Consider the following 13,986-nt stretch of genomic DNA (forward strand, 5'->3'; position numbering starts at 1 on the left):
TCAGTACTTACGATATTAGAGATACATTCTATTTCAGGCATTGCAGACCATTCGGTCGACAGCAATCAACACAGGATCAGGGCGTTGGGTGAGAAAGCTGGCAGCAGCGATACGATATCAGCCGAAACGCCGCCGCCTGCGAGCAACCTGCGCTTGTCGATCGGCGCGCTTGCCAGGAGCGGCGCCGTTGCCGGTGCCATCAAGCTCGCCAGTGCCGGCCTTTCGTTCCTGATGTTCGTCGCCGTCGCCATGACGACCGATGAGCGGCAGTTCGGTCTTTATAGCGCCGCCTATGCCGGAGCGAGCCTGGTCTCCTTCTTCGCCATCGTCGGCCAGCAAAGCGCAGTGCTCAGGTTCTGGCCGCAATATGCCGGCAATAACGATCTGAATTCGGCAAACGGCATGATGGCCCGTTCCATCCTTGTCGCACTGATGGGGCTCGCGAGCTTCAGCCTGCTCATTCTCGTCATCGGCTTTTTGCCATTCGCCGGCAGACAGACGCCCGAATGGCTGGCGATCTGCGTGGCGACCATGGTGTTGGCCTTCGCGCTCGGCTGGTCGGAATTCGTCGCCTGCGCCCTTCGCGCCAAGAATGCGCTCATCTTCGCCCTGCTGCCACGCGATGTCATTTGGCGGGCAGTAGCAATCCCCGTCTTCGTGCTTGCCCATTTCATGCAGATGAGGATGAGCGCGGTTACCGCAACCTACCTGACAGCCGGGTTGCTGCTCCTCATGATCGCGCCGCAAACATTCGTGCTTTTTCGCGATACGATGCGCGCGCAGCGCGGCCCGCTTACGACAGAACAGAAGGATGAATTCAAGACGGTGACGTTCGGGCTCTGGGGCGTCACGGCGCTGCCGCCTGCGCTCAGCCAGGCGAGCACCTTGCTTGTCGCGGCCATTCTAGGCCCAGGGGCCGCTGGCGCGATTTTCGTCGCGGATCGAACGATGCGGCTGGTCGTCCTCGCACTCAACGGCATCAACCAGGCGCTGGCGCCGCAGATCTCGGCCGCCTTCTACACTGGGGACAGGGCACATGTGCAGCGTATCACCAGTCTCGCAGCTCTGGGCGGCTTCATCATCGCCTTATGCGTACTGGTATCCTTCCTGGTCTTCGGCAACCTGATCCTGTCGATCTTCAATCACGCCTATGCCACGCCGACGATGCAGGTGACGCTGATTATCTTCGGCATCGGCGCGACCATCGGCACCGCCTGCGGGCCGACCGAAATCCTCATGCAGTTGACGGGCCTCCAGCACGCGCTTTTCAAGCTGCTTGTTATCGTCAACACCTTCGGGCTCTGTGCAACGGCGGTGCTGACCTATTGGCTCGGCCCGATCGGCGCAGCGCTCGCCATCGCCGGTACGATCATCGTTTGGTGCGTGACCGCCGTGTTCATCGCGCGCCGCACCATCGGCATCAACCCGTCAATCCTCGGCTTTCTTGCCGGCGAAGACGCGCTTGCCGCTCGCTCCTTCCTGAAAGGCCGCTCATGAAAATCATCCAGGTCCAGACCCAGGCAGAAGCGGGTGGCGCACAGCGGATTTCCGATATGGTCGGCGAGGGACTGCGCGCGCGTGGCCATGATGTGCGGACAGTCTTCATGTATAGGAAAACCGAAGTCTACGACGGCGATCCGCACGCTGATTTCATCCTCACCACGCCACCGCGCGGCGTGCTCGGCCAGATGCGGGCCACCATCGGACTTGCCGGTTATCTGCGCAAGACTCGGCCGGATGTGGTCATCACCTTCCAGCACTACGGCAATATTTTCGGCACCATCGGCGCGCGGTTCGCCGGTGCAGACCTCATCATCGCAAACCAGAGCGGCGCCCCCCAGACCCGAGGCGTCAGGGGGATCCTGACGCAGATTGACAAGTTGATGGGCACGCTCGGCGCCTATCATGCCAACGTCGTCAATTCGCGCTGGACGGAGGCACAGTTCGACACCTTCCCGAAAGCCTATCGGCGGCGGACATTACGCATCGACCATGGCGTTTCCGCACCCTCGGCCGCCTTCGACAAGGGAGCGGCGCGCGCCGCCTTTGACCTTCCCCGAGAGGCATGGCTCGCCGTCTCTTCTGGCCGCATGGCGCCATCGAAAAACCAGATCGCGCTCGTCGGTGCCCTCGCCCATCTGCCCGACATTCATATCGCTATCGCCGGCACCGGCCCCGAGCAGGATGCGATCGTCGCTTTTGCTAAGGACAATGGCATCGCCGACAGGCTGCATCTCGTCGGCGAGGTGCCTCCCTCGCGTATCTTCGAATTCCTCGCAACGGGAGACGCCTATGCTTTTTCGTCCTTGACGGAAACCTTTGGCCTTGCCGCCGTCGAGGCAGCCATTTCCGGACTGCCGGTGGTCACCAGCAAGCTCGATGTCCTGCGGGAAGTGCTGACCACGGATGATGGCGAAGCTGCAGCGCTCTTCGTCGAAGCCGATGCCAAGGGCATGGCTGATGGACTTGCTGAACTTATCGCCAGGCCCGAGCTTGCAGCTCGGCTTGCCGCTGCCGGACGGCAGCTGAAGGAACAATATTCGCCGGCGCGCATGTGCGCCGGCTACGAAGCGCTGCTTCCTTCCCGCTCACTTCCGCACGGCTGCAATCCCGTCGATAACCTCCAGTCGGCCTGAGCGATTGAGCGTATGGATTTTCGGATAGGGCCAATCACCATGCGCCGCGATGGGTCGGGGCGAGGACAGTCGAACCGTCTTTTCATCCAGCTCCAGCAATTGCGAGATACCGAGCCCGCCGCCGTAGCCGAGCGTTCCGTCTTGGACCGGCAGATAGATGCCATCCCACTCGCGGACAAAGGCGCCGCCCGGGCGCGCCATGCGACGATCGATGAGAACCGGGTTCAACATATGCGGTGTCCAGGGGCCGGCAAGCCGGTGTGCATGGAAGACCGCGAGCGTATCGGAGGTGCTGCCATAACCATCGCGGTCAGTCGCAAACAGCCAGAGTCGGCCACCATGCTCGAGGAGTGTCGCATCGGAAATCTCGCCTTCGATGAGTACGGCTTCGGGGGCCCAGCGATCCGGAAATTGGATGGAGCGATAGAGGACGAGCTTTCCGCCCGAACTTGCTTCAGGCAGCATCCAGATTGCGCCGTCGCGTTCGAAGACTTGCGGATAAGAGAGATGATAAGGCTCTTCCAGCACGCATCGCGGCTCTCCGGGCTTCCCGGCAGCATCGAACGGCACGACCGAGATGACTGCCTTGCCGGTCGCGTGCGGATAATCCTCCACGAACAGGAAGAAACGATCCTGCCATTGAAAGGGAAAGGGATCGGCATAGAAACGGTCTCCCGCATCCGGCAGCACCGACCAGCCTTCGCCGAGTCCACAGGTGCTTGCCACACCCGGCCCGTCGGTAAAGCGATAGCCGACGCGCCAATGCGCATGACGAAAACGTGCGCGCCGTATCACCTCCCGACCCAGGCGTGGCAGGGCGCGGGCCGTATATGAAGATGCAAACTCCAGCATTCCAGCAGCGGGATTTTCAGGCGCTGTGGACACGGGTTCGTTCATAGCGAGGCGGTTTTCGGCAAGGGCACGAACGGTGGAAACGGCAAGCGTGATAGCACGCGCCAAGACATCTTCGACGCCAAGCGAGGCGGATTCCCGCTTGTCGATCATCGGCCGCGCTCGGCCTATCACCCTCTTTCCATCCAGGACGGTTTCGATGACGGGCAAGGCGCCGGCGGCGACGGATATCGGGACCGAGAGGTCCGACCGCGATCCGTCGAACTGCAACGTGATGGTCGGAATATCCGATGGCGCAGCATTGCCGGCAAGATCCAGCCGAAATGCAGCAGGGCGAATGCGAATACTCGTGGGAATTTCCGATAGAGGAGCGGCAAGCGCCGGATCGCGCCGGCGGAAGATCGTTCGCTCGAGAGCCAAAGCGGCATTGACCGCTGCCGGCCACACTTCCGGCCCGGCTGCGTGCGAGACGGCAATGTCGTGGCCGTCTGCCTGCAGGCGCCGGATCACGATCTCCTGCCAGCGGCGAGGCGCGGACTTCGGCACGATGATATCGATCGATGGCATGACGCTCCCATCCGCCGCAGCATCGGCGAAGCTTCTGAGGCCTGGGAACTACATTTATTCGGGAAAGCTTACTTTCCCGTTATTCTAAGGTTGTATTGGAGAATTGCACGTCAGTACCGGTCAAGAAAAATTTCCGTAAGTAAATTCGGACGACCGCAGCACCCATGGTGGAACGTCGCGATCTTTCAGAGTCGTTTCCCGCGCTTTAGGCCTTTGATTTTGTGCATGTCGTTGTCGCAAAACCGCTGCACACTTTTGCGCGACATGCTTCAGTTTCACTTCCGCTCCGGCGCCAGCACGAAATCGTGCTCGACCTGCCAGAACGCGCCCCGGAAACCCAGGTCTTTGGCGCGGGTGGGATCTTCGGTGAGCTTGAACTCGGCAAGCAGGCTCTCCTTGACACCGAACACCGCATCGGAATGGATGTGCGGCCGCTGATCACCATGTCCTCGCCCTTCTGGTCGAGGCAGATATTGGCGCCCATCGGCAATTCCGGGGCATCTGCGGCATGGAAGGGGCCAAGGACAGTGCTTTCCGATGCACCCGACGGCTTGCGGTTGTTGATCGCGTCGACCAGCATCGAGACGCCGAGCACATCCGATAGCAGGATGAATTCCTGCCGCCAGTCGGTGCAGGTATGGCCGGTGCGGGTGGGGAAGAAGATTGCCTCCATCCACTCGTCCTGTGTCGGCTCCAGCTCCTTCACCGCCGATGCCGGTCAACACCGTGAAGATACCGTGGCCTGTCAGATCTGGGGATCTGTGACGACGGCGGCCAACATGCCGAAGACAAAGCTGCCTTGGAATTGTCTTTGGATGGCAAGGACCTTTTCAGGCCCACTCTTCCGTCAATTCTCCATCCGCGATCACCACCGATTTTTCGGAGGTAGGCACCAGAGCCGACAAGGCATTGGTAAACGCGTCATCGAGAATGAGCAGCTTGCGGGCGTGCGCGTGCGCATACTCCTCATAAAAGCCGCGCGAGATCCACAGCCGAGAGCGACCACGCCGGCCACTCCAGCCGACGCCTCCGATCGATTCCGCCGCGGCAAGCTTGCGGCTGGTATGGGCTCGCGACAAACCGAATGATTGAGCCAGATAGGAAATCGAGCTCACATCCGTCAGGAGCTTGTCTTGTCCCGCCAGCATCTCAGGCTCTATTCCGGCGATCAGCCGGTCCATCAGCAGCCCGCCGGCATCCGCCCAGGTGAAGATCGTATAGAGCGGACCGGGGCTGCGTATTGCGGGACTCGTCAGAAGTGCGTGCGCCGCAATCGGCTGCACCAATGCCAGCAGGCTTTCCGGCTCGGCGTGGAATCTGGCCGTCCTGCCGCCGCCGCCGATGAGGTCGAGAGCTTGAAAATGTACGCTATACCAGTGGGCCAGCATCTCCAGTATGAACGGCGCCGGCGCTACCTGCTCCGATGGCAGACCATTGGCAGCGACGATCGGGCGAACGACATCATATTGCAAGGCTTCGTCAAAGAAAGCATAGGCCGTATTGCGGCTGGCGATCGCATATTGCAGAGCGAGATTTCCTAGACCCCGCCGGGTTAGTCCTGCTCCGGACTCGCGAATTGTTCGAAAGTAATTTCCCAGTGCTGCATGGCAGAGGAGCCAGCGTTGCTGTGTTGCGAAAAGTGCTGCAGTTCGCGGCGAAGCCTCGTGAACCGCAACGAAACTACGGGCCAACAGTAAGACTGCTTGGGAAAATACCACCGGCTCGAACAGACCGTCCGCCTCACCTGCCGGCCGCTGCACCAGAAAATCAAGCACCTTTCCCATGGAAAGCTCTCTCAAGATTGCCGACTGGCTGGCGTCCAGGCCATTGCTATGCCGTTCCGGGACAATCATGCTTGTGAGGAATGCGCAATCGGAAGAAGCGCGGGTTGCAACAAAGAATATCCCCACAGTTCTTGCCGATATTGAGCACTTCCTCTCACATCATGAATAACCGCCGTAATTTTTCATTATCTATTCAAATAATAGTCGGAGCAGGCGGCGAGGTCCTGATAAGGCCATGCCAAGGTTCTGATATTTTCTGATATTTTTCTGATATTGATGATTTTGTTGCAAAAACTGGCACTTAGCCAATTCCGTTTGAACTTGCCGCGCGACGAAGCAAGCGGCGTCATCCCTTTCTCGATAGCGGCGTCGGCACGTTGACTGTCGAGCAAAGCTCTCTTTATATTGCGTCATATTTTAAATGGTACAATTGAGGATCATTGGGAGCAGGTGTTTTATTTTGCTGGATTCGGTCTCGATCCAGATCGTGCCGAGCTTCACAGGCCTGACGGTTCCGCGATCCGGCTGCGCCCAAAGACCTTTGAACTGCTGAAACTCCTCGTCGCGAATAACGGGCGCGTTGTCGGTAAACAGGAACTGATGGAAGCTGTCTGGCCCGGGATCTATGTAGGGGAAAACAGCCTGTTTCAATGCATTCGTGAAATCCGCACGGCGCTCGGTGATACTGAGCGGCATATGATCAAGCTTGTATCTGGTCGTGGTTATCTATTCACCGCTCAGGTAACCACAAGGCAGGAGAGTTCGGCACCGCAGCCTGCGGAACCGGATATGCCGGTCTCCGATACAAGTGTCATGGCGAATGGTGCTGGGACACCCGGTCGACGCGGGTCGCGCAAGGTTTTGGCGCTCGGCGCGTTGGCAATGCTTTGCATGATCGCCGTCGTCATTGGCCTCGCTTTGTTTTCCTCTCGCCTTGGCAAGGTCTTGGGAGCGGGGCCATCGGTCATCGAAGTTCTGCCTGTTATCGATACTGTTGGCGATGCGCAGAGCGCCGTTTTGGCGCAGGGCATCGCTGCGGAGATGATCAACGGCCTCGCCGCCATCGACAATATCCGTCTGATAGCGCCGAAGGAACAGAGCCCGGCGGCAGCCGCCAAACCCACATCCGGAGTTGGCGGCGAAACCGATTTTCTCTTGCAGAGTGAGCTGCAAAGAAGCCCGGAATCCTGGATCCTTCAAACACGGCTCATCAAGGTGAGCAGCCGCGAGATCGAATCGGTCGCCGAAGTGACGCTGGATGCCACCGAAGCCGACGGGCAGCGCCTTGCCTCACGGCTCGCTGCGGGAGCCGGCTACGATGTTGCCAACCGTCTCAACAAACTCGAAGAAGCAGGTAGCCCTGCAGCCCAAGCCGGCGCCGCCAATGTCGCGATCCAACAGGCAACCGCGTCAATCAATCAGACGACGAAGGAACGCTTCGCGACGGCACGATCGATTCTTGAAAAATATCTGCGCGATCAGCCTGATAATGCCGATCTGCAGATCGCGCTTGCCACGCTGCATCTGCGCGGCATTCAGCTCGACTGGTATGATCCGGCCGAGAGCAGGTCAGCAGAGAACGAGGCAAGATTCCTGATCGAGCACGCGCTACGAACAAGACCGAACTCTCTGCCGGTGCTCGACACCTATTGCCGTTTCCTGACCGCAACCAACCAGTTTTCCGAAAGCCTTGTGACTTGCGCAAGAGCGCTGAGCCTCAACCCGTGGGATGGCGCGGCGCTCTTCCAGCTGGGCCTGACGCAGATCCAGCTCGGGCGTTTCGAAGATGCGCTTGCGACATTCGAGCTGGCGGACCGCTTCGACACGCCGGCAGTGTCTCGCTGGACCTGGCTGCTGGGCGCGGGATGGGCGGATATCCTTCTCAATCGCAATGAAGATGCCATTGGATGGCTGCAACGCTCCATCGCGATCACCTCCGGGACGGGCCGGGCGCATATGCTTTTGGCGACCGCTTATCAACGATTGGGCCGAACGGACGAAGCCAGACTAGCTCTGGCGAAGGGGTTGGAACTAAGGCCAGGCTCGACAGCCGCGAATATCGCCCTGCCCGCTCGCAATACCAGCCCGATCTACCTCGCAGCGCGCCGGGACATCAGCCAAACGCTGATCGATCTCGGCCTGCCGGCTGACGACGAAGCGCAAAAACCAGACGACCCGAATTGACGAGAATGTATGGCGAATGCGTGCCGCAGATTGCCGAGATGCTCAATATCTACCCTAGATAAATCCCCGTAGACACAGCATCATCAAAGTATCAGAAAGTCTTTTCCACCTGAACATCAGCATAAAAATGCTGCCTATGGCTACAACTTGAGTCTCCTTCTAAACCACGTCTTTATATATTTTGCCCATTCTCCGACCAAAGTTCAGGCTTTTTTCTGGTAGGAATAATGAGCACTCGCTTTTTGCGGCGATTTGACCGCCTGACAAAGGATCGTGCTGGCAATTTCGCGACATTGACGGCGTTGATCGCAGTCCCGCTGGCTGCAGCTGCAGGCTTGGCAGTGGATTACGCATCTGCGGTACATCAGCGAACGAATTTGCAGGAAATCGCCGATGGTGCCGCTCTGGCCGGCGGCAAGATCTTCGATGGTACCAACCTTGCCGCGGCGCAGGCAGAAGCCACACGCTTCATCACCGCCTACGCGGACACGACACCTGCCAACCTTAGCTATACTATCACGGCAAACGGACGCATCCTTTCGGTGAATTTGACCGGAGCGGTGCCGACAAATCTGATGCGCATCGTCAATATCAACAGCGTCGACATCGGCGTGAACTCCCAAGCCACGGCGCCGGCAAAGCCTGACATCGTGACCATCACCCCGACACAGGCGCAAGGATGGTACTACAAAGTCATCACGATCCGTGTCGTCAGACCCAATGCAACGGCCGAAACCGTGGTCGGCACCGTAACCTATCAGCCGACAACCCATAACAACGGTGGCCAGGGCACCATGACGGCCGTCCCGTCCGGCCCGATTACGCTGGGCCAATATACCAAGCTCGTACTGCAGATGGACGTCAAAGATGATGGCTGTCCACCTGGCCAGGCCGCGACCATCTCGAACAACAACGCCGTGAACTGCAACAGCAAGAACTCGGCCGGCACAAAATACGATCTGACCCTGCGGACAGATGATCCGAATACGTCGAATTATCTCTTCGTCGACGGCAGCCAACTTCCCAAAGGCGTCACCTTGCCGATCGAGAATTATTTCGGCTGCCAGGCCGCACAAAAGCACGCCTGGGAAGATGGCGGCGGTTGGGATCGACAGGACTTTTTCTATACGATCTCGTCGCAATGTTCCTCGGCCGACGGCGATGCCGTGCGCCTCACGAACTGATGCGACGGCAAGCTGACGACCGGCCGCATCGATGACCCTAAGCCGGCGCCATGGGCGCCGAGCTTGTCGCAAAACCGCATGGCTTAACGGCGCGCGCCGAAGGGACGAAGCGCCATATGGCGATTGACGTCCTTATAGAGCAGATAGCGGAACGGACCTGGACCGCCGGCATAGCACGCCTGCGGGCAAAAGGCGCGCAACCACATGAAGTCGCCGGCCTCGACTTCGACCCAATCCTGGTTCAAGCGATAGACGGCCTTGCCTTCCAGCACATAGAGGCCGTGCTCCATGACATGGGTCTCCGCGAAGGGAATGACAGCACCGGGTTGGAGAGTGACGATCGTCACGTGCATGTCATGCCGCAGGTCGGACGGATCGACGAAGCGGGTCGTTGCCCAGCGCCCCTCCGTGCCCGGCATGGCGGACGGCGTAATATCCTTCTCGTTCAAGATGAGCGGTTCAGGATGAGCCAGCCCCTCGACTGTCTCATATGCCTTGCGCACCCAGTGGAAACGGGCATGAGCGCCGGAGCGGTTGTGCAGCGACCATTTCAGGCCCGGTGGCAGGAAGGCATAGCCGCCCGGCTGGAGAACATGCTTGCCGGAGGGCAAGGTGAGTTCGATCTCGCCGTCGACAACGAACAACACGCCTTCGGCCTCGGCATCCTGCTCCGGCCGGTCGCTGCCGCCGCCCGGCGCCACTTCCATGACATACTGCGAAAAGGTCTCGGCAAAACCCGAAAGCGGCCTTGCGATCACCCAGCAGCGCGTATCGTTCCAGAAGGGCAAATAGCTGGTGACGATATCCTGCATCACTCCCTTGGGGATGACCGCATAGGCCTCCGTGAATACGGCCCGCCCCGTCAGCAGATCGCTCTGCGGCGGATGGCCGCCAAGAGAGGAATAGTATTTTCTTTCCATTGTCCAAGCCCTTCATTCTCATCGTTTCGGGAGACCGAGGCATGTGCCTCCCCGTGGTATTGCATAGTGCCGGAAGTCGGAACGTCTCGTTACGTCGCCCCCGCCACCTCCAATAATTTCACGATCCCATCATACCCGCGACTACGAGCATGATGCAGCGGCGTCACGCCGTCATTGTCGGCCAGATTGACGTTTGCGCCTGCATCTATCAACAGCCTGACGATCTCAACATGACGCGAACCGCCATTGCCGAGAATGATAGCCTCGATCAGGGCAGTCCACCCCAGCCGGTTGACGTGATCGACGTTGACACCCGCCTTGATCAACGTGTCGACGGCTTCGACGTGACCGCGTTCGGAGGCGGGAATAAGCGCCGTGCCGCCATAGCGGTTGATGCTCTCGAGATCCGCCCCATGCGCGAGCGTCAGCTTGAGAATATCCAGATGGCCGCGAGCGCCGGCATAGAGATAGGGACTGTCTTGAATATCGTCCTTGGCATTGACGTCGGCACCCGCCTCGATCAATGCTCGCGCGGCGTCCACCCTGTTGGCGTGCGTCGCGACCAACAGCGGCGTTGCGCCCTTTGCATCCCGAGCCTCGATGGCGGCACCGCTATCGAGCAATTGTTGGATGGCCGCGACGTCACCGGTTGCGGCAGCCTTATGCAGTCGAAGATCCATCGTGTCGCCGAAGGCAAGAAAAGAAGTGCAGGCAGCCGTCAGGAAGAACAAAGCCGACAATAAAAGTTTCAACATGCCTTATCCCGGTGGTGCCTCTCCCCGAAACCTAGCAGGGAACCCGGCGTCGGAAAATCAAATATCCGAGCCCTGACCGCTGAGAAAATAAAAACAGTTTCAGGATTTTGCGCTGCAATAGCCGGCATCCGCGATTTAGGATCGACATTTAGCGCTGTTGTCGCCAGCCCATGTCCGCCACCACGACCGACGGCGGTATGGAGCCGATCTGCAGCCGCACGCAAAAACCATGGCCGGTGTCTAGAAACGAAACCCGTCCACCATGCAGTTCGGCGGCCTTCTTGACCAGATTCAACCCCAGCCCCGCGCCGGATGAACTGGCATTGATGCGGCGAAACGGCTCGAAGACGCGACCGCGCTCCGCCAGCGGTATGCCGGGACCTTCGTCGCAGACATCGATGGTGCCGCCGGCGCCGACGCGAACGACGATCGAGCCCTTCCCTCCGGCATGGTCGATCGCATTCCGGATCAGATTGACCACAGCCATTTCTATCGTCGAGGTCTGGATCACGAAGACCGCTTCCTCGGGGCTCGGCTCGAAGTCGAAATCATAGCCGGCGTCCATCGCAATCGGCGCAAGATCGGCGGCGATGGTTTCGACCAGCACATTCAGATCCTTCTTCTCTGCACGCAATTCGACCACGCCGATCGCCTGCATCTCCAGGAGTTGATGGGCGACGCGGGACAGCCGGTCGATATCGTCCCGAAGCTGGTGACTGATTTCGGCATCGGGCAGAAGGTCCGCCCGTGTCCGTGCAATCGCGATCGGCGTCCGCAGCTCATGGGCGGCATCGGCAAGAAAGCGATTGTGCCTGTTATACCCTTCATCCAGCTTCGAGAGGGCATGGTTGAACGCGTCGACCAGAGGGATGATCTCGGTCGGCACCTTCGAGCGCTCGAGGCGGGCCGAACGGCTGTCGAAATCGATCGCCTGCGCCTGCGTTGCCGTCTCCACCAGCCCGCTCAACGACCGGCCGACGGCACGTGGCGTGACGAGCAGCGTCGCGACGCCCGTCAATGCCAGTATGGGAACGACGCCGATCAAGGTGACGAATGCAAGCGCCGGCAATACTTTGAGCCATTCGATTTCGCCATGGGGTCCCCTGGCCATCTCGACACGCATGTTGATCCACACATTCAAGCCATCATTGTCAAAGCCGCGTTCGGTAGCCGCCATGATCTGCAGCTGGCCGATGGACGTCTCCCGGTTTTCGACCGTGGCATGCACGCCGTTGGCGGCTTCGACCCTGATTCGCTCGATCGTCCACGGAAAGCTCTCGTTGAGAGCGGCGGCCGGCATCTCTCCATATTGGAAGAGTACTCCCTTATGGTCGCGGATCATGAACCAGAGGTCCGGATAGCGCTGCTTCAGCTCTATCACCTCCTGCGTCTCGGCCACCTGCAACTGCCCGTCATCATCCCTTGTAATCTGCTGAGCGACAACGCGAACGGCCTCTTCATTGGCATCTTCCAGCTCCGGATTGATGATCCAGAGCCAGGCAACGAGAAGGACGAAGAAAAGAACAAGAAGAAAGGCCTGCAGGACGATCAGGCGTTTTATCAGTCCCCAGCGTAGCGATCGGCTGCGTTCCGGGTTCATGCCTTCGCCCGGATCAGATAGCCGATGTTCCGCACCGCTCTTATCTCGACCGTGGCTTCGGCCAGAAGCAGCTTCTTTCGAATGCGCGAGATATGCGCATCCAGAGCGTTCGATCCGATTTCGTCCTCAAGGGCGTAAACCGCTTCGATCAGGTTCGGTCTCGTCACGATGCGATTCGGACGGCGCATCAGCGTCTCCAGCACCAGATATTCGCGTCGCGGGAACTCGACGAGCGCGCTGCCGACGACGATCTCATTGGTGCGCGGATCGACGCTCAGATTGCCGAAAGTCAGATATCTGTCGGAAACCGTCGGCCCTCGTCTCTGGAGAGCTCTCAAGCGCGCCAGCAATTCCTCGATCGCGAAAGGCTTTGCAAGATAGTCGTCGGCACCGCTGTCGAGCCCGTCGACGCGGTGATCGACGCTGCCAAGCGCCGTCAGCACGAGGATCGGGACGGGATGCTTGCGCTGACGCAGCGCCGCCACGAGATCCAGTCCTTCGCCGTCAGGCAGGCGACGATCCAGCACGAGGACGTCATAGGTTCCAACGCGGGCCATGGCATCGGCATCCGCAATCGTTCGGACATGGTCGGCGAGCACATCGCGACGCCGCAACGCTTCAAGCAGCGCGCGGGCCATTTCGGGCTCATCCTCAAGCAGCAGAATTCGCAATGACTTTTCCCCAAAGGACGGCGATTGCCATCCTTCGCCCCCACTGACAGCCAAAGATTGCGGCTACATTACACGCAGATTGCGGAAGTGGCATCAGGATGGAGCCAATGGGTCGCAACCAATAAGAAATGACCCTGCTCGAAGCCGGAAACCCCATTCGAGCAGACAATTGAAGCCTTATCGCTGCAGCATGCGCGCCAGCATCCGCCTGATATGATCCTGACCGCCAAAAAAAATCGCCGCAACAACGATCGTTTTGCGTTCCTCGATCGGCAGAAACCAGACGGCTGCCTTGTCGCGCCGCAGGAAACGGATGCCAGGATAGATATCCGGCCGCAATGTTCCGATATATGGGGTCTCGACCAACCGATCGATTTCCCGACGGAGTTCACGAATACGGCTGGCCGCGCGCTCTAGAGCTTCCCCAGACGAGTCTCCAAGATCGAGATAGGCCGCAAACAGATGATCGAAGGTCAGTTCGAAATCGAGATCGGCATCCCTGGAATATTCAAGGCTCCACACGAAGAGCTCGCCGTTTGCGTTCGATCATGCTCTCGATCCGCTCTTCCATGTCCTGAGCCGGAATCTTCGGTCCGTCGACGCGGCGCTGAATGAGCCTGCGCAGCCCTTCCGTCTCGGCCGCTTCCGCTTCCGTTTTCTGTCGCAGCAGTTCCAGGCCCTGCTGGAGAACCGAACTCAGGCTGGAATAGCGGCCCGTCTCGACAAGCGAGCGAGCAAATGCATCCTGCTGATCGGTTAACGATATCGACGACTTGACGCTCACGGGATAATCTCCTTCAGGAGCCTAAGGTGCTACTCAGTCGCACACATGT

The 13,986-nt window shown here is 59.3% G+C and carries 12 protein-coding genes and 2 pseudogenes; 5 read left to right on the plus strand and 9 right to left on the minus strand.

The window, feature by feature from the left end:
- Nucleotides 1-84: 84 nt before the first annotated feature.
- Nucleotides 85-1,497: a lipopolysaccharide biosynthesis protein gene (locus AC13QY_RS00770; protein WP_488492667.1), complete on the plus strand. Its 1,413-nt coding sequence runs from the start codon at nt 85-87 to the stop codon at nt 1,495-1,497.
- On the plus strand, nt 1,494-2,636 hold the full coding sequence (locus AC13QY_RS00775) for a glycosyltransferase family 4 protein (RefSeq protein ID WP_113350827.1): 1,143 nt from the start codon (nt 1,494-1,496) through the stop codon (nt 2,634-2,636). The genes AC13QY_RS00770 and AC13QY_RS00775 overlap by 4 nt, the downstream gene beginning before the upstream one ends.
- On the opposite strand, the gene AC13QY_RS00780 is transcribed toward AC13QY_RS00775, so the two are convergent.
- From AC13QY_RS00780 to AC13QY_RS00790, 3 genes and pseudogenes are all read right to left on the minus strand, one after another.
- The gene (locus AC13QY_RS00780; protein WP_113350826.1) at nt 2,589-4,055 is read right to left on the minus strand and encodes a glucosamine inositolphosphorylceramide transferase family protein; all 1,467 of its coding nucleotides are present in this window, start codon (nt 4,053-4,055) and stop codon (nt 2,589-2,591) included. The two genes, AC13QY_RS00775 and AC13QY_RS00780, sit on opposite strands and share 48 nt — an antisense overlap.
- 275 nt (nt 4,056-4,330) lie before the next feature.
- A pseudogene (locus tag AC13QY_RS00785) lies at nt 4,331-4,764 on the minus strand (dioxygenase); the annotation flags it as partial.
- Between the two features lie 121 nt (nt 4,765-4,885).
- Nucleotides 4,886-5,839, minus strand: coding sequence for a hypothetical protein (locus tag AC13QY_RS00790; protein ID WP_186450328.1), 954 nt, complete (start codon nt 5,837-5,839; stop codon nt 4,886-4,888).
- A gap of 450 nt (nt 5,840-6,289) precedes the next feature.
- On the opposite strand from AC13QY_RS00790, the pseudogene AC13QY_RS00795 reads away from it, so the two are divergent.
- The 3 genes and pseudogenes from AC13QY_RS00795 to AC13QY_RS00805 all read left to right on the plus strand — a co-directional run.
- Nucleotides 6,290-6,511: pseudogene (locus tag AC13QY_RS00795) on the plus strand (winged helix-turn-helix domain-containing protein); the annotation flags it as partial.
- Between the two features lie 117 nt (nt 6,512-6,628).
- Nucleotides 6,629-8,023 (plus strand): tetratricopeptide repeat protein, encoded by a 1,395-nt coding sequence (locus AC13QY_RS00800; protein WP_371864855.1) that lies wholly within the window; start codon nt 6,629-6,631, stop codon nt 8,021-8,023.
- Between the two features lie 227 nt (nt 8,024-8,250).
- Complete coding sequence (locus tag AC13QY_RS00805) at nt 8,251-9,207, plus strand: pilus assembly protein TadG-related protein (RefSeq protein WP_113350824.1); 957 nt, start codon at nt 8,251-8,253, stop codon at nt 9,205-9,207.
- A gap of 83 nt (nt 9,208-9,290) precedes the next feature.
- On the opposite strand, the gene AC13QY_RS00810 is transcribed toward AC13QY_RS00805, so the two are convergent.
- The 6 genes from AC13QY_RS00810 to AC13QY_RS00835 form a co-directional block, all read right to left on the minus strand.
- Nucleotides 9,291-10,127: a bifunctional allantoicase/(S)-ureidoglycine aminohydrolase gene (locus AC13QY_RS00810; protein ID WP_113350823.1), complete on the minus strand. Its 837-nt coding sequence runs from the start codon at nt 10,125-10,127 to the stop codon at nt 9,291-9,293.
- An 89-nt stretch (nt 10,128-10,216) separates the two neighbouring features.
- Nucleotides 10,217-10,807, minus strand: a complete 591-nt coding sequence (locus AC13QY_RS00815) for an ankyrin repeat domain-containing protein (protein ID WP_210248388.1) — start codon at nt 10,805-10,807, stop codon at nt 10,217-10,219.
- A gap of 223 nt (nt 10,808-11,030) precedes the next feature.
- On the minus strand, nt 11,031-12,482 hold the full coding sequence (locus AC13QY_RS00820; RefSeq protein ID WP_113350821.1) for a sensor histidine kinase: 1,452 nt from the start codon (nt 12,480-12,482) through the stop codon (nt 11,031-11,033).
- On the minus strand, nt 12,479-13,153 hold the full coding sequence (locus tag AC13QY_RS00825; RefSeq protein ID WP_113329383.1) for a response regulator transcription factor: 675 nt from the start codon (nt 13,151-13,153) through the stop codon (nt 12,479-12,481). Before AC13QY_RS00825 ends, AC13QY_RS00820 begins: the two co-directional genes overlap by 4 nt.
- Nucleotides 13,154-13,330: 177 nt before the next feature.
- On the minus strand, nt 13,331-13,675 hold the full coding sequence (locus AC13QY_RS00830; RefSeq protein WP_113350820.1) for a type II toxin-antitoxin system RelE/ParE family toxin: 345 nt from the start codon (nt 13,673-13,675) through the stop codon (nt 13,331-13,333).
- Complete coding sequence (locus AC13QY_RS00835; RefSeq protein WP_095437326.1) at nt 13,662-13,937, minus strand: ribbon-helix-helix domain-containing protein; 276 nt, start codon at nt 13,935-13,937, stop codon at nt 13,662-13,664. The genes AC13QY_RS00830 and AC13QY_RS00835 overlap by 14 nt, the downstream gene beginning before the upstream one ends.
- Nucleotides 13,938-13,986 lie beyond the last annotated feature (49 nt).

The organism is Martinezella sp. CNPSo 3795 (assembly GCF_057784475.1).

Bases quoted from the DNA above. Each gene is read 5' to 3' on its own strand.
- AC13QY_RS00810 (WP_113350823.1), bottom strand. From the start codon at position 10,127: ATGGAAAGAAAATACTATTCCTCTCTTGGCGGCCATCCGCCGCAGAGC.
- AC13QY_RS00790 (WP_186450328.1), bottom strand. From the start codon at position 5,839: ATGGGAAAGGTGCTTGATTTTCTGGTGCAGCGGCCGGCAGGTGAGGCG.
- AC13QY_RS00820 (WP_113350821.1), bottom strand. From the start codon at position 12,482: ATGAACCCGGAACGCAGCCGATCGCTACGCTGGGGACTGATAAAACGC.
- AC13QY_RS00780 (WP_113350826.1), bottom strand. From the start codon at position 4,055: ATGCCATCGATCGATATCATCGTGCCGAAGTCCGCGCCTCGCCGCTGG.
- AC13QY_RS00815 (WP_210248388.1), bottom strand. From the start codon at position 10,807: ATGGATCTTCGACTGCATAAGGCTGCCGCAACCGGTGACGTCGCGGCC.
- AC13QY_RS00775 (WP_113350827.1), top strand. From the start codon at position 1,494: ATGAAAATCATCCAGGTCCAGACCCAGGCAGAAGCGGGTGGCGCACAG.
- AC13QY_RS00800 (WP_371864855.1), top strand. From the start codon at position 6,629: ATGCCGGTCTCCGATACAAGTGTCATGGCGAATGGTGCTGGGACACCC.
- AC13QY_RS00805 (WP_113350824.1), top strand. From the start codon at position 8,251: ATGAGCACTCGCTTTTTGCGGCGATTTGACCGCCTGACAAAGGATCGT.